This window comes from Psychroflexus salis (assembly GCF_014640175.1).
GTDB lineage: Bacteria > Bacteroidota > Bacteroidia > Flavobacteriales > Flavobacteriaceae > Psychroflexus > Psychroflexus salis.
Genome location: NZ_BMGL01000010.1, coordinates 1 through 15,791, shown reverse-complemented (window position 1 = coordinate 15,791; position 15,791 = coordinate 1). Strand labels below are relative to the sequence as shown.

The 15,791-nt window shown below is 32.2% G+C and carries 16 protein-coding genes; 5 read left to right on the top strand and 11 right to left on the bottom strand.

Annotated elements, in window-relative coordinates; genetic code table 11:
• Positions 1 to 94: 94 nt before the first annotated feature.
• The 4 genes from IEV63_RS09175 to IEV63_RS09160 are packed head-to-tail and all read right to left on the bottom strand — an operon-like array spanning position 95 to position 3,814.
• On the bottom strand, positions 95 to 469 hold the full coding sequence (locus IEV63_RS09175; RefSeq protein ID WP_188406511.1) for a hypothetical protein: 375 nt from the start codon (positions 467 to 469) through the stop codon (positions 95 to 97).
• Between the two features lie 52 nt (positions 470 to 521).
• The gene (gene menD, locus IEV63_RS09170) at positions 522 to 2,225 is read right to left on the bottom strand and encodes a 2-succinyl-5-enolpyruvyl-6-hydroxy-3-cyclohexene-1-carboxylic-acid synthase (RefSeq protein WP_188406510.1); all 1,704 of its coding nucleotides are present in this window, start codon (positions 2,223 to 2,225) and stop codon (positions 522 to 524) included.
• Positions 2,226 to 2,274: 49 nt separating this feature from the next.
• The gene (locus IEV63_RS09165) at positions 2,275 to 3,387 is read right to left on the bottom strand and encodes a chorismate-binding protein (RefSeq protein WP_188406509.1); all 1,113 of its coding nucleotides are present in this window, start codon (positions 3,385 to 3,387) and stop codon (positions 2,275 to 2,277) included.
• A gap of 7 nt (positions 3,388 to 3,394) precedes the next feature.
• The gene (locus tag IEV63_RS09160) at positions 3,395 to 3,814 is read right to left on the bottom strand and encodes a PaaI family thioesterase (protein WP_188406508.1); all 420 of its coding nucleotides are present in this window, start codon (positions 3,812 to 3,814) and stop codon (positions 3,395 to 3,397) included.
• A gap of 46 nt (positions 3,815 to 3,860) precedes the next feature.
• Between IEV63_RS09160 and IEV63_RS09155 the strand changes: the two genes are divergently transcribed.
• Positions 3,861 to 4,508, top strand: a complete 648-nt coding sequence (locus tag IEV63_RS09155) for an alpha/beta hydrolase (protein ID WP_188406507.1) — start codon at positions 3,861 to 3,863, stop codon at positions 4,506 to 4,508.
• Between the two features lie 5 nt (positions 4,509 to 4,513).
• Here the strand turns inward: IEV63_RS09155 and IEV63_RS09150 are convergent, their stop codons facing one another.
• The 3 genes from IEV63_RS09150 to IEV63_RS09140 form a co-directional block, all read right to left on the bottom strand.
• Positions 4,514 to 6,925 carry a T9SS type A sorting domain-containing protein gene (locus IEV63_RS09150; RefSeq protein ID WP_188406506.1) on the bottom strand — a complete coding sequence of 804 codons (2,412 nt, stop codon included), beginning with the start codon at positions 6,923 to 6,925 and terminating at the stop codon, positions 4,514 to 4,516.
• Between the two features lie 406 nt (positions 6,926 to 7,331).
• A complete protein-coding gene (locus IEV63_RS09145; protein ID WP_188406505.1) occupies positions 7,332 to 7,688 on the bottom strand; it encodes a DUF4870 domain-containing protein in 357 nt (118 codons plus the stop codon).
• 56 nt (positions 7,689 to 7,744) lie between these two features.
• Entirely contained in the window at positions 7,745 to 8,230 is a 486-nt protein-coding gene (locus IEV63_RS09140) for a GNAT family N-acetyltransferase (protein WP_188406504.1), read from the bottom strand.
• A 27-nt stretch (positions 8,231 to 8,257) separates the two neighbouring features.
• Here IEV63_RS09140 and ribD point away from each other — a divergent pair, with 27 nt between their 5' ends.
• The 3 genes from ribD to IEV63_RS09125 are packed head-to-tail and all read left to right on the top strand — an operon-like array spanning position 8,258 to position 10,817.
• Complete coding sequence (gene ribD, locus IEV63_RS09135; RefSeq protein ID WP_188406503.1) at positions 8,258 to 9,319, top strand: bifunctional diaminohydroxyphosphoribosylaminopyrimidine deaminase/5-amino-6-(5-phosphoribosylamino)uracil reductase RibD; 1,062 nt, start codon at positions 8,258 to 8,260, stop codon at positions 9,317 to 9,319.
• Positions 9,312 to 9,920 carry an HAD-IA family hydrolase gene (locus IEV63_RS09130; protein WP_188406502.1) on the top strand — a complete coding sequence of 203 codons (609 nt, stop codon included), beginning with the start codon at positions 9,312 to 9,314 and terminating at the stop codon, positions 9,918 to 9,920. The genes ribD and IEV63_RS09130 overlap by 8 nt, the downstream gene beginning before the upstream one ends.
• Before the next feature lie 6 nt (positions 9,921 to 9,926).
• Positions 9,927 to 10,817 (top strand): EamA family transporter, encoded by an 891-nt coding sequence (locus tag IEV63_RS09125; RefSeq protein WP_188406501.1) that lies wholly within the window; start codon positions 9,927 to 9,929, stop codon positions 10,815 to 10,817.
• 216 nt (positions 10,818 to 11,033) lie between these two features.
• On the opposite strand, the gene IEV63_RS09120 is transcribed toward IEV63_RS09125, so the two are convergent.
• The 4 genes from IEV63_RS09120 to pdxH are packed head-to-tail and all read right to left on the bottom strand — an operon-like array spanning position 11,034 to position 15,137.
• Positions 11,034 to 11,927: a Ppx/GppA phosphatase family protein gene (locus IEV63_RS09120; RefSeq protein ID WP_188406500.1), complete on the bottom strand. Its 894-nt coding sequence runs from the start codon at positions 11,925 to 11,927 to the stop codon at positions 11,034 to 11,036.
• A gap of 7 nt (positions 11,928 to 11,934) precedes the next feature.
• Complete coding sequence (ppk1, locus tag IEV63_RS09115; protein WP_188406499.1) at positions 11,935 to 13,995, bottom strand: polyphosphate kinase 1; 2,061 nt, start codon at positions 13,993 to 13,995, stop codon at positions 11,935 to 11,937.
• The gene (locus IEV63_RS09110; protein WP_188406498.1) at positions 13,995 to 14,486 is read right to left on the bottom strand and encodes a SixA phosphatase family protein; all 492 of its coding nucleotides are present in this window, start codon (positions 14,484 to 14,486) and stop codon (positions 13,995 to 13,997) included. Before IEV63_RS09110 ends, ppk1 begins: the two co-directional genes overlap by 1 nt.
• A gap of 3 nt (positions 14,487 to 14,489) precedes the next feature.
• Positions 14,490 to 15,137, bottom strand: coding sequence for a pyridoxamine 5'-phosphate oxidase (gene pdxH, locus IEV63_RS09105; protein WP_188406497.1), 648 nt, complete (start codon positions 15,135 to 15,137; stop codon positions 14,490 to 14,492).
• Between the two features lie 144 nt (positions 15,138 to 15,281).
• On the opposite strand from pdxH, the gene IEV63_RS09100 reads away from it, so the two are divergent.
• Positions 15,282 to 15,638 (top strand): DUF2237 family protein, encoded by a 357-nt coding sequence (locus IEV63_RS09100; RefSeq protein ID WP_188406496.1) that lies wholly within the window; start codon positions 15,282 to 15,284, stop codon positions 15,636 to 15,638.
• The last annotated feature ends 153 nt before the right edge of the window (positions 15,639 to 15,791 follow it).

The following is a 15,791-nucleotide window of genomic DNA, read 5'->3' as shown; positions in this document are numbered from 1 at the left end:
AAGAATTAATTTTTATAAATAGAATAAATTTTCATCTGATTTAAGCACTAGTCATAAACTACCTGCAGTGCCGACCATATTTTTCAAGCATAAATTATTTGAATCTATTCTGAAATTCAGTAGACATTTTTTTCCATGAATCATTTTTCAGTATTACTAAAATGACTCCGTCTTTGGCAATAGAACCATATTTTTCCAAACCTTTAGAAGCTTTTAAAATTTTAGTTGTCTTTATCCATTCTGGTTTAAGTTCACTCAAAAAACTTTCTTTAAATTTTTTGCTTTTAGGTCTATCTTGTGTGGTTTTACCCTTAATCTTTACGACGTATAATGGATTTCTTTCAACATGACTACTACAATTTATGCTAAGCTTGGTAACTTTTCTTTTTTCAATAGAATCATTGGTTTGACAATAAGAAAGAATGGGGAAAGAAAATATTAGGATAAAAATTAAACGTAGTTTTTTCATAAGGATTAAATTTTGAAGAGATAAAAGTAATTTATTTTCAACGAATTAAAAATCAGTTTATAAATTTAAAATAATTCAATAAAACTTCATCATTCAAAGTTCTTGGAGTAAAGATTTCTAAAATTTGCGGCTTTTGGTGTTGACTAGAAAAAAGGGACTTTATAGCTTCTATACTACTCGATTTATCCTTTGCGGAAGCATATCCCCAATTGTACATTTTGGCTAAATGAGCAGCATTTAAATCGTGCGTAGTTTCAAAGTAAGTTTTATAGTACTCTTTTTCTTTTTCTCCAGGAAGAATTCTAAAAATTCCACCACCCGAATTATTAATAATAATCATTTTAAAGTTTTTAGGAATGTAATTATTCCACATAGCATTACTATCGTAAAAAAAACTTAAGTCGCCAGTTACAAAAGTAGTGGGGTGTTGATGGATTGTACTTGCACCAATTGCTGTAGAAGTGCTTCCATCAATGCCGCTTGTTCCCCGATTACAAAAAGCAGGGTTAGATGCATCTAAATCGAATAAATTAGCATAGCGAATGGTAGAACTGTTGCCAAATTGCAAATGTTCATTTTTTGGAAAAGCTTCAATTATTGCATTAAAAACCCAAAAATCTGTAAAAGCTATTTCGTTTACATAGGCTTTTCTTTTTTCTATTTGTTTGATGTGATATTTGTTCCAAGTATCAAAATAAGACGAAGATTTAGACTGCAACATCGGTACTAACTGCTTAAAAGTAGGATTTGGTTTAGCTTTTATGTGTTCTTTTAAACAGAAAAAAGTATCGTATGCTTTTTTGGAATCGATATGATAATGCGCCTTAGGAGAAAATTTTCTAAGAAAAGTCTTCATCTTTTTAGAAACAATCATCCCACCGAAAGTTAGCAAAATATCTGGCTGAAGCGATGCAAATAATTGGTTTGTATCTGCTTGAGTTTCAATTGGAGCAATAATACCATCTATACTCGAAAAAAATTTATGATGGTGAATGTTCGATGTGGCTTCTGTAAAAACCAAAGTCGCTTCATCTTCAGCAAAAAAATCAAGAAACGATTGATCGATAGAGTTTGGATGGTTTACACCGACTAATACTAATCGTTTATTGGCATTATTCCAATCTTTAACTAAATTAGTAAGTGCTAACTCCTTAACTTCAGGTTGAGAAAAATTAAATGAATTTTGTAAATGAACAGAAAGCTTATCTGTTTTTTTATACAAAGGTTCTTGAAAAGGGGCGTTAATATGTACTGGTCCTTGTTGTTGAAGACTTATTCGTAAAGCTTTGGCTAACTCAATTTCGTTGTAGTTTTGAATAGCAGACTGTGGCTGATTTTCATCGCTTTTTAAACAAGCTGAATATAGCATGTGTTTTTCCATTGCATTTTCTTGGCGAATGGTTTGACCGTCGCCAATATCGATGAGATAAGCCGGACGATCGGCAGATATTACCACTAAAGGAATATCACTATAAAAAGCTTCAGAAACAGCTGGATAATAATTTAACAAAGCAGAACCCGATGTACAAACCACAGCAGTTGGTTTTTGTGTTTGTTGTGCAATACCAAGTGCAAAAAAAGCGGCACAACGCTCGTCTACAATACTATAGGTTTTTACTTTTGGGTGGTTTGAAAAACCAATGGTTAGTGGTGCATTCCTGCTTCCTGGCGAAATAATAACGTGCTCGATTCCAGAGATCACACAACTTTCTACAATGGTTTGAGCTAATGGAATAGCTGAATAAATCTGATTCATTTTACAAAAATACAATTTGCCGTTCAATAAAAATTCAAAGCTTCTGCTCTTAAAGTACTTTTAACAAGGTTTGTGATTTATCTCCTGTTTCCTTCCATTCGTCTGTGGCATTGCTCGAAGCAGTAACTCCGCCACCCACAAATAATTGGGCTTTACGATCTTTTATTTTCATGCATCGTAAATTTACGTATAGATTAGTTTCGGCTCTACGATGCTTAATAGCTAAGGTTTCTTGATTTCGATTAGAACGGGAACGATTTTTTTCTTTCGGCAGATTAATTTCACCTAAAAAACCCGCATAAAATTCACGCTTATACTGTTCATTTTCTAAGATATAATTCTTAGCTTTTTCGGTAGGCAGTCCGCAAACTGCTGGAGTTGGATGCAAATCTAAGATTACTTGCTGTAAATCTTTCTGTTGAATTCTCGCTGAAATATCAGTATTTAAATGTACCAAATTACCAGCCTGTTTGTTATACGTTTCCGATAAGTTGCTATGCGTTGTATACTTTTTCAGCTTTTGCTGAATGTAGGTAGAAACAAATGCTTGCTCTTCTTTTTCTTTGTTGCTCCAATTGGGTTGTTTGTGTGCTTCATAAAGTCTAGTGCCTGCCAAAGCCATGGTTTTTAAATTAGATTGTGAATAATGAACTAAAGTTTCGGGAGTGGCACCAAGCCAAATACCTTCGTTAGGGTGAAACCAAATATAAACCATTGCATCTTGGTATACATACAGTAATTTTTGAAAGGTTTCGAAAGGATTTTGGTTTTTTAATGAAAGCTGAATCGGTCTCGATAAAACTATTTTTTGATATTCACCTTGCTTTAATAAGTAAATGCTTTCTGATAATAATTGAATGTAAATTCGCTTTTCATCTTCATTTTCTTCAATTGAAGTATTGCTTTTGTTGAATTCTTCAACTAACTCATTTTTAATTATTTCTGTTTCTTCGTAAACTGCTTTTTCTAAATCAAAAAAATAATTTTGTTGTGTATTATCAAATGGAAAAAAACAAAAACCAGAACTAGAAAATTTAGTAGATTCTGCTTTTGAGTCTGGCATAAAAAAAGACTGAAGTATGCCAGATTTGGGTTGTCGATATAACACAAATGGCAGCTTATTTTGGAGTTGCGAGCTTGCTTTTTTAAATAAATTTTTCATTAAAATCTTACTTTGGTAAAGCGATGGTAGTTAATTTACACATGGAAATAAGTTGTTCTTTTTGATTGGTAATTTCAATTTGCCAAACCTGTGTGGTTCTTCCTTTATGAATAAAGCTAGCTTTGGCAAATACCTTTCCATCTTTAATACTTCTTACATGGTTGGCATTGATTTCTAAACCACGAATGGAAAAGTTTTTGGTATCTAAAAAAACAAAACAGGCAGCGCTACCTACGCTTTCTGCTAGAGCTACCATAGCACCGCCATGTAAAATCCCGTCTGGTTGATGTACTTTTGGAGTTACTGGCATTTCGGCAACCAGAAAATCGTCGCCTACATCTACATAACGAATATCAAGGGTTTGCATTAAGGTATTTGGAACTACCGCATTACATCGTTCTAGAATTTGAGCCTTAGATAATTTCATCAAAAAAGTGTTTATTTGCAGCGTAAATTTACGAAAATAGCCTTGTATGCCTGCAAAAGAAAACACAATTTCTTACCAAACTACGAACTCCTACTCTACTTTAAATAGCCTTAGTGAAAACACGAATAACCTATGGATCGCTTGTCATGGATTAGGGTATTTAAGCAGGTATTTTATTCGTTATTTTCATGTTTTACATACCGACGAAAATTATGTAATTTGTCCACAAGCACCATCAAAATATTACCAAGGCAATGGTTTTAAATATGTTGGTGCATCTTGGTTAACCAAAGAGCAAACAGCTTTAGAAACAGAAAACGTGTTGAATTATTTAGATGCAATGTATCGAAATGAAAGAAACAGTTTCGAAAATAAACGTATCATTTTAATGGGCTATTCTCAGGGTGTTTCTGTTGTAATGCGTTGGATGAGCAAACGCAACATTGCATGTAATGATTTGGTTATTCATTCGGGAAGTATTCCTAAGGAATTAAAAACAACTGATTTTGATAATCATCGGGATATAAAAGTGCATTTAATCTACGGAAATAAAGATGAATACATTAATGATGACAAATTAAAGCATCAACTCAATTTCGCTAAAACCTTATTCCCAAACCAATTGAAGGTGTATGAATTTGAAGGTAAACACGAAGTAAATTCAGCTATTTTAAAAAAAATAGCCGAATCTTAACTAGTCTATTTCTTTATAATTTTTGTCATTTGAGAACGATTACCGACTTCTAATTTCAATAGATAGATACCTAATGGAAAATTTGAAAAATCGACATCTTTAATTTGATTTCCACTTTTTGTCATTACTTTTTTAGCGTTTACAGTAAAAACTTCAATTTTTGAAATAGGTTCATTTGATTCGATGTTTAATTGTGAAGAAACTGGATTAGGATAGGTTTTAAATTTAAATGCTGCTTCTAGGTTTGTACCTAAGGTACAATCTGGATTATCTTCAGCTAAAGCAATTAGATTAATGCTAGTGGTTTCAAAACAACTTAAGTTTTCAAGATTACTAATTTCTACACTTATGGTTTGTGAACTAGCAATAGTATAATTTTCTGGATTTGCTATTTCGGAAGCATTTTCATCTAGAAAAAGAATGGAGTGTGTTGTTGCATCTTGGTTTTCTCCAAACAAGGCTGCTTCAAATTCGGTTAGGTCGAAAGTTGCCAATTGGGTTTCAGCATTAATACATTCTTCTATAAGTGCAATTGGGTTTACTTCGACAGGAAAAGTCTGTAAATCGAATGCATCAATGACAAAACAATTGTCTGAATTTATATTTTGAAGTCTAATAAAAATAGTTTCTACTGCTGCATTTGTAATATAATTGCTAATATCGAAACCTTGATTTTGTAATGAGTTGGTATTGTTTTCTGCATCTTGTAAGCTATTAAAGTAAGCTACACTAAAGTCGTTTGCATTTTGAGAACCGAGCGCTTCTGCTGTATTTACGGTTAAATCGAAGCTGGTATCAAATCCAGAATTTGCACAAATTTCTAAGTTATTAAGATTATCAATTTCAGGACTTGTGTTTAATGTTAGATCAAAATTTACTTCATCGAAACAATCTCCAAAATTTGCATCAGATAAAATGGCTGTAATGCTTGTAATTTGATCAGTCACTAAAAAGCTGGTAGGGTCTTGTATTAATTCATCATCTATAAAATAATTTACTACAAATTCATTTAAATTGGGAGTAGCATTAACTTCATCATCATAATCAGTTAAATTAATAGTCAGACTTGTTTCGCCAGGAAGCGTACAAAAATCAGTATCTTGTGGTTCATTGGCAATGATGTTGTTGCTATCTTGTAAAGTAAAAAAATCGACAGAAAAACAACTTGGATCAAGTGCATTTTCGATACGTACAAACATAAACTGCTGAAAGTTATCTAGATTAAAAACTGTAGGATCAAAGCCAGCATCGGTAACTGAATTGATACCTGCATTCGCTTCAGGTAGCGTAAAATGATAAGTAATATTGTAGCTTCCTTCTTGATTACCAATGACTAAATCATCATTTAAAGTTAAATTAAACGTGGTTTCTTCATCATTTGCCGAACAGGCTATAATATCTTGCACAACTTCAACCTGTGGATTTTCAAAAGCTTGTATCGTAAATGCTTCAATATTCACACAAAATCCAGTTATATTCGGGTTTAATCGGATTATATTGCGAATTTCAATGCTTAATTCTTCAAAAGTATTGGTTGGATAATTTTCTTCATTAAAGATATTATTGCCTATTTGATTGCCTTCTTCATCAAAAACATCATAATTTCTATTGGCTATATCTAAGTTATTGTTGTTTACAACTAAAGTTTCAGTTAAGTCAAATACAGCAGTTCCATCTTCGTTAGCACATTTTGTGATATCCGTTGAATCAAAATCGTTATTGTTGCTTTGGTAGGTACTAAAGGTAAAGCTTGTGGTATCAAAACAACTTGAACCATCAGCAAACTGAATGCGCGCAACAAGATTAGTTGTAAAAAGTGTATTTACATTGCTTTGCAAATCGTAATTTTCAGGATTAGCTATTGCGTTCACATTATTGTTAGCGTCTTGCTCATTTTCAAAATAGCTTACAATAAAACTACCTTCTTGGTTTCCAATAATAGAATCGTCAAGAAAAGTAAGATCGTAAGTAGGTCCACTTTCGCAATCGATATAATGTGGAACTAATATTCCAAAAAAATTGAACCCAGGATTGTTAGCGACAGGAGTTTCATTTGTTATCAATAAAAAAGTAGAATTATCAAAATTGCTTGGGTCTGCATCTTCCACCACATTAACCCAAACTTGGGCTAAACCAAAATCTCCAGTAGAATAATTTGATGGATTGGAGATTGCATTACTGATGTTGTTATTGTTGGAGTCTGCCTGATTGTCGAAATAATAAACACTGTATAAATTGGGGTCTAATCCATTCAGTACATTTTCGTTATTAAAAGTTAAATCGAAATTCTCTGATGGATCTTGAAAGCATTCGGTAATATTTACTGGATTTCCTATTTCAATATTTGCAGATACAGATAGATTTATAGTAAAAAATAAAACGATAAGTAATTTTGAAACTAGTAGATTTCCAGACATATTTTTAGTTTATATTTAGCAATTTAATAATAAAACAACTTAGTTATTAAATATCCTACTGTAAACCTTAATTAATAGTGTTCATTAAACAATTTTAAACACGATGTTTTATGAAAATCTATCGGAATAAATTTAAAAAATAAGCCTACCAGAATTGGAGTATTTAGTAGTTTTAACAAGAATTGCCTTAAAATAATGAGTGATTATTTTAACCATACGAATAAAAGAGAAGTAAATAAAGCCTTTGCAGTATTTAAATGGAAAATAATTTTTATTGAAAAGGAAAAAACTCAAAACCAAACTTGAAATCTTTTCATGATTGATTAGGTTGAATAAACCAAGCTTTTATATCCATTATTCCGCTATGAATAATTTTTATAAAAAAGCTGGGGTTTTTTATACTTAATTATTTTACAAACTGAATACTTAATGGGTAATAAATGGGTTTATTATTACTGGCGTTAACTGCATTAACAATAGGAAAAACCAGAGCTAATATGCCGATAGCAAAGTAAATTACAAATCCAACTAAAATAAACAAAAGTGGTATGGCTACAATACTGTATACAATCATGCTAAGTTGAAAGTTGACAATTTTCTTGCCGTGTTCATCCAAATCTATAATCTCGTCTTTTTTAGTCAACCAAATGACCAACGGAACTATTAAGCCGCCAAAGCCAGTAACAAACGTAAGTAGTTGTAAAACGTGAGTTATAACAAGTAATTGGTTATCTTCTCGTTGTACTTGATGTACTGTGTTCATACCATTATCATTTGTTATATAAGTAGAAAAACATGTGAAAATGTTACATTAAAAAATTAAAACTTCTTCAGCATCCAGACCGTACAAGAAAAATGTCCTGTGTTTCCTAGTCGGTAATTTATATATTCAAATCCGTTTTTTACATATAATTTTTGCGCCGCTTTCATGCTAGGCAAGGTTTCAATATAAACTGCTTTAAAATTATTTTCTTTAGCAAAATTTAAGCATTGGTCCATCATCATCTGTCCCCAACCTTTGCCTCTTGCTTCATCTAGAAAATACATTTTCTGAAGCTCACAAATCTCAGAATCTTCAGCAGATAAAGGAGCAATTCCTGCACCACCAACTGTTTTAGAATTGATTTCAAATAGATAATAATTACTTCTATTATCTTGATAATCTTTATTTAAGCAATCTAGGCTTGGATCGGCATAAGCTGTGCCTACTTTAGGAACGCCAAGCCCTAATAAAACTTCACGTATTAATCGAGCTACAATTGGATTATCTTCTTCCTGAATTGAACGGATTTTTATAGAATTCATTTATTTTATAATGCTATTTTTGCGGGCGTGAATATAAACGAAAAATACATAAAACGCTGCTTAGAATTAGCCGAAAATGGACTAGGCAACACCTATCCAAATCCCTTGGTTGGTGCAGTTGTTGTTCACGAAAATAAAATTATTGGCGAAGGTTGGCATCAGCAAGCAGGCAAAGCCCATGCCGAAGTAAATGCCATTACTCAAGTTAAAAATGAAAAACTTTTAAAAGATGCTACCATCTATGTAAATCTTGAACCTTGCAGTCATTTTGGAAAAACACCACCTTGTAGCGATTTAATTATTGCAAAAGGAATCAAAAAAGTGGTCATTGGGATGCTCGATCCTTTTGAGAAAGTAGCTGGTCGTGGAATCAAAAAGTTAGTAGATGCTGGCTGTCAAGTTCAGGTTGGCGTTTTAGAAAATGAATGTAAAGTACTTAACCAACGCTTTTTGACCTATCATTTACAAAAAAGACCTTACATCATTTTAAAATGGGCAGCTTCGCAAGATGGATTTTTAAGTCCGTATCTTTTTCCTGAAAAACCAGAAAAACCAGCTCCAGTGTGGATTACAGACAAGCAATCTAAACAATTGGTGCACCTATGGCGTAGCCAAGAACAAGGAATTTTAGTCGGTGCAAATACAGTTTTAGCCGACAGTCCGAGTTTAACCACACGATTATGGAAAGGAAATAATCCAACACGAATAATTGTTGACCCAAATTTAAAATTGAAATCCAATGCAAAGGTTTTTCAAATTGAAGGAAAATGCATTTGGATTCACGATCAACAAATACAACAAAAAACGACTCTTCATCACGTTGTTAGTGAAGCTATAGATTTTAAAAGTAATGTCTTGCATCAACTTATGCAAATTGCCTATAAACACGAAATACAATCTTTAATCGTAGAAGGTGGTGCTTTTACATTACATCAATTTATTGAAGCTCAATTGTGGGATGAAGCGCGAGTTTTTATCGGAAAAAGCGTTTTTCAAAAAGGAACTCCTGCGCCTACTTTACCCAAAAGCAAACTTATAGAAGAAAAAAAAATAAATCAAGACCAACTAAAAATATATAGAAATGATTAAAACCTTATTGTTCGATTTTGGAGACGTTTTTTTAACCTTAGATAAGTTTGCTACGCAAACACATCTTAAACGCTTCGGAATAACTGAATTTAACAAGGAAATGCTCATTAAAAATGAAGCTTATGAAATGGGCTTACTTCCAACTAAAGATTTTATTGCATACTATACCGAAAAATTTCCACAATTAAGTGAATTGGATTTTATACATGCTTGGAATTCTATTTTAGTCGATTTCCCAACACATAAATTAGAATTTATAAAAAACTTAGCTGCCGATAATCAATTTGAATTGATTTTATTAAGCAATACTAATGAATTACACATTCAATGGGTTGAAGAAAATATTGCTGTTTTTTCTGAATTTAAGGCCTGCTTTGATGCATTTTATCTTTCGCATGAAATTGAATTACGCAAGCCAGATGAAGCTATTTACAAGTTCATTCTGAATAATCATTTAAGAAAACCAGAAGAAATTCTGTTTGTAGACGATACCAAAGCCAATACCGAAGCTGCAGCTAAACTTGGATTTAAAACATGGCATCTTAAAACTGGCGAGCAAGATGTAGTAGATTTATTTAATGTAAATTGGCACTTAATTTAATTTCTTTTGATTTACTTAGCACTCAGCATACTTTCATCAAGCTTAATTTACCTTGTTTTTAAACTTTTAGGTAAATTTCAAGTAAAAACTTTACATGCGCTAATTTTTAATTACATCACTGCATTTTTAATTGGTTTGGGAACCCATTCTAATGAATTTCAACTTCATCGCATTTTTGAGAAAGAATGGTTTTATGGAAGTTTAATTTTAGGCTTCCTTTTTATTGTGGTATTCAGTTTAATGGTAAAAACCACACAAGAATTAGGAATGTCTGTGGTTTCTGTAGCTAGTAAAATGAGTGTGGCAATTCCTGTTCTTTTTGTAATTTGGTATTACAATGAGCCGCTTAACCATTATAAAATTGCTGGAATAGCTCTGGCACTTGTTGCTGTTTTACTGGTTTCCATAAAAAAGAAAACCAATATTAAATTGGGTTTATTTAGTGTTTTACTTCCATTTTTAGTCTTTTTTGGAAGCGGAATAATCGAAACTAGTATTAAATTTTTAGAACAGGATTATGTTAGCCATACAGATGTTGGAAATTTTTCGTTAGTTATTTTCTTTTTTGCGGCCTGTTTTGGTTTCTTGTTTTGGTTTTTTAAAAGTTTGAAAGCTAAATCTAGTGATCGTTTCCAGTTCAAGGAAATTTTAGGCGGAATAGCTCTTGGTATTCCTAATTTTTACTCTATTTTCTTTTTTATTTCTGCTTTAAAAAGTGAAGTTTTTCCATCTTCACTTTTGTTCGTAGTTAATAATGTTAGCATTGTCGTGTTGTCAACTTTACTAGGTATAGTATTTTTTAAGGAAAAGCTTACAGTTAAGAATTGGATTGGAATTGCAGTTGCAGTTGCTAGTATTGCTCTTATTTATTTTACTTCAGACCTGATTGTTGCATAACAATAATGAATTATATTAGACCTGTCACTCCGCAAAATTCCCAAAAGAAATTGATGCGGAGTCTCGTGTTATGAAAACGCAAATCAAGTTCGATTCTACATTTAGGTTGAATTTATAAGATTTCGCGTCGCTACGCGGAATGACAGTTTTGATGGGTGGTTTTGATTTTATGTTCTACTCCGAAATTTTAAATTTCATACAATCAAGCAACTAAATTTAATTTGCATCTGCTTGATAAAGCGATTTTACAATGCCATCAACCAAGCCAATTTTAGGTACATATACATTTTTAGCTTTGCTAAATTTCATGGCAGTTAAATAAATTTTGGTTGCAGGAATAATTACATCGGCACGGTCTTGATTTAAGCCTAATTGAACTATGCGCTCTTCGTAGGTTAGTGAATTTAATAATTGGTAATACGAGCTTAAATAAAAATAAGACAAAGGTTTACCCATTTTTTTACCACTGTTTTTAAAAATGTTGTTGATGTTTCCACCAGAACCTATTAATTGAATGGATGAAAAATCCTTGGTATTGGTCTTAATCCAAGCTTCAAAACTTTGCCAATCTTCTTCTGAAACTAGGTTATTCAGTAAGCGTACGGTTCCAATTTTAAAAGATTTAGATGTATGCGTTTTTCCTTTATGATAAATAGTCAGCTCTGTACTTCCACCACCTACATCTACATACAAGTAAGTAGATTCTGTGTTAATTAAGTCGTGTAAATCTGTTGCAGCAATAATAGCAGCTTCATCATCGCCGTTAATAATTTCAATATTGATTCCTGTTTTGGCTAAAATTTCTTCAGCTAGTTGGGCTCCATTTTCTGCATCGCGCATTGCAGAAGTTGCACAAGCTCGATACTTTGTAATTTGATGCAATTCCATTAGCGACTTATACGATTGCATAGCCTTCAACATTCGTTTATAATTGCTTTCTGAAATAACCTTGTCTACAAAAACATCTGAGCCTAAACGTATAGGAATACGAACTAAGGATGTTTTTTTAAAAAGAGTTGGTTTATTTTCTGGAGTGGTTACAGTAGAAATTAACAACCTTATGGCGTTCGAACCAATATCTATAGCAGCGTATTTTTCAATTTTAAGCATAGAAATATTAGGTGTTTTGTTTTTGTAAATAATAATCGTAGGTAGCAAATTGGCTTCTTACTTCTTTTCCTTTGATTTTTTTATAAGTGTTTTTTCCTTTTGAAAAATCTCTAGCTTTTATATTTTCATTCCAGCAAATATCGAAGGTGTCTAAAAGTTGTTGTTTAATATCCTTATCGTAAATAGGGCAGCTAATTTCTACACGATGATCTAAATTTCGAGTCATTAAATCGGCAGAAGAAATAAAAATTTTAGGATTACCTGCATTTTCAAAAATATACAATCTAGGGTGTTCTAAAAATTTATCAACTACGCTGATAGCTTCAATATTTTCGCTCATTCCTTTCACTCCAGGAATTAAACAATTAATTCCACGTATAATCAATTGAATCGCTAAACCTGCTCTACTAGCTTCATATAATTTATCAATCATTAAATAGTCTGAAAGTGAATTCACTTTAAATTTAATTCCCGCTGGTTTGCCATTTTTATGGTTATCGATTTCATAATCTATCATTTCTTCAAATCGCTCTCTAGTGTAATGCGGACTAACTATTAAATGCTTGTATTTTTTTACTTTATAATTGACTTCAAAAAACTCAAATACTTTTTTTATGTCTTTTAAAATTCCTTGATCAGCTGTAAATAAGGTATAATCGGTATAAATCTTAGCGGTATTTTCGTTAAAATTCCCTGTACTAATAAAACCATAACGTTTTACTTTTTCATTTTCTAATCGTTCAATGAAGCAAGCTTTTGCATGCACTTTTAAGCCTGTAACTCCAAAAATTAAATGAATACCTTCTCGCTGCATACGCTCAGCATATTTAATATTATTAGCTTCGTCAAAACGGGCTTGCAACTCAATAGAAACTACTACCTTCTTACCATTTTTAGCCGCATTTATTAATGAACTAGCAATGTGAGAAACTTCGGCTAAGCGATAAATAGTTATGCCTATAAATTTCACTTTTGGGTCTAAAGCGGCTTCTCTTAAAAACTTTACTACGTATGAGAAAGTTTGGTAGGGCGCGTACAATAAATAATCTTTTTGCTCGATACTGCGCAGCAAACTCCCCTGTAAACTTAAACCTTCAATAGGAAGTGGATTTATTTTTTCGTACAATAAATGCTTAGAGCCTAAATCGGGAAATTTCATGTAATCTCGACGATTGTGGTACCTACCACCTGGAATAATGCTATCTTCATTTTCAATTTGCATTTTTTCCAGCATAAAATCTAAGGTATCTTGATCGATTGTACTATCGTATACAAAACGAACTGGGTCGCCATCTACCCGATCTTTTACACCTTCCATTATTTTTTCAATATAACTTTTATTGAAATCGCCTTCTAAATCTAATTGGGCATCTCTAGTAATTTTAATCATGTGTGCCGAAATGCTCTCATAATTAAAAATATTAAAAATGCTATCTAAGTTAAAGCGAATTAAATCGTCTAAAAGTATAATGTATTTTTTTGAATTTTCTGAAGGAATAACCACAAAGCGATTTACGCTTGAAGGAATTTCAATGAGAATGTATCTATTTTCAAATTTTTTACCTTTTTTTTGAATCATTTTTACACTTAGGTAAGCAGCAGAATCTTTTAATTTAGGTACATCGTCTAAATCATTCAACATAATCGTAACTAAGGCTGGGCTTACTTTTTGCAGAAAATAATCGCGTAAAAATTGAGCTTGGGTTTCATCAACTTCATCTTCTTTTATAATGTAGATATCATGATCTTTTAGCTGATGCTGAATTTTACTTAAAATTTCTAAACTGTCGGCTTGTTGTTTAATTACAATTTGGGTAATTTCTTTTAGCAATCTACTTGGACTAATACCACCGAGTAATCTTTTTCCTTTTCCATCTGTACTATTCTCAATGCGTTTGATAGCAGCATAGCGAACCCGAAAAAATTCATCTAAATTATTAGAAAAAATTCCTAAAAATCGAAGTCGTTCAATCAAAGGAACGCTTGTATCTTCGGCTTCTTGCAAAACACGTTCGTTAAATTGCAACCAACTTAATTCTCTATTGATGTACTTGTTTTGTTTGTTCATTAATCGCGTAAATTTTTAGGAAAAATAGATAAGCTCAATTTTGCATTTTTAATCGTATTCCAATTTTTAGCTTTAAATTGAAGCTCAACTAAGCCTGTGGTTGGTAAATTGTCGATGCTAGCATCTTCACAAAAGTAATTAATCAATTGCGTATAAGCTGGATTATGACCAACAAGTAAAATATTGTCGGAAGCATCAGGCAAATTTAACACAAGTTGTACAACTTCACTTGCATCAAAAGTGTAAAATTCTTCTTTAATATGAAAGGCTTCTACCCTATCTTTTAATTTTTCAGCAAAGAGTTTGGCAGTGGTTTGCGCACGGATTGCAGGACTGCTATACATTGTAAAAAAATAGTTGTTTTCGTTCTGAAATGCATTTGCAACTTGCTCCACATCTTCAAAAGCTCTTGATTTTAAAGGTCTTTTTTTGTCAGGTAGATTATTGTCCCATGCCGATTTACCATGTCGAAGTAAAATAAGTCGTTTCATAAATTAAGGAGCTAAACGTTCAATTTTCCAATATAAATCGGGTGTTAGCGTGTACAAAAACCGATCGTGTAAACGGTTTGGCCTACCTTGCCAAAATTCAATAGATAGTGGTTTAACCACAAATCCGCCCCAGTTTTTAGGTCGTTCTGGAGTTTCATTTTTATACGTTTCTTCTAATTTTTTTAGGTTGTTTTCTAATATTGAACGATTTTCTATTACATTACTTTGGTTGGAAGCCATCGCACCTAATTGACTTCCTAAAGGTCGCGAAGAAAAATAATTGTCAGAAACCTGATCGGGAACTTTCTTAGCTTTGCCTTTTATAATGACTTGCCGCTCGGTATTAGCCCAAAAAAAAGATAAACAAACTTTGGGATTGGCTAAAATAGCTTTGCCTTTTTCACTTTCGTAATTGGTATAAAACACAAATCCATTTTCGTCGTAAGATTTTAGTAAAACTACCCTAGTTTTAGGAAAGCCGTCTTCACCAATACTAGAAACACTCATGGCATTGGCTTCATCAATTCCACCGGCTTCATCTACGTCATAAAACCATTTTCTGAATTGCATCAATGGATTCTCATCCAAATTTTCTCGAATTAATTCTGCCTTTTCGTAAATTTTTCGGTAATTGTGTAAGTCCTGTTTCATGTTACGCAATTTAAGAGATTTTCACTTGATTTTGATTAAGCTTTTGTGAAAATGTTTTTGAAGATTAAAGCTAGTTTAGCCTTGACAAAATATTCATAAAAAGGAATTGCTCTCGGAGTAAACTATTTACTTTGTAAAAAAAAGATGCAAAAAAATGTATTAGGAACAACACTAAAATCATGTTCCACCGATCCAATGACAGGAGTTTTACGAGACGGTTTTTGTAGTTATGTCTCACAAGATAATGGTTTGCATATTATTGCTGCTCAAGTAACTGAAGGTTTTTTAACATGGAATAAAGTGCGTGGAAACGATTTAATTACACCTAAACCCCAATGGAATTTCCCGGGTTTAAAACCTGGCGATTGGTGGTGTGTTTGCATGGGTGTTTGGTTAAAAAGTAAGGAAGCTGGACATGGATTGCACATCAAACTAGAATCTTGTCATGAAAAAGTTTTAGATTACGTTAGTTTAGAAGACTTGAAAATTTGGGCTGTTTGAGAATGAGTTCTTGTTGAATAGTGAATGGTGAATAGTTATTAGTGAATAGTTATTAGTGAATAGTTATTAGTGAATAGTTATTAGTGAATAGTTATTAGTGAATAGTTATTAGTGAATAGTTATTAGTGAATAGTTATTAGTGAATAGTTATTA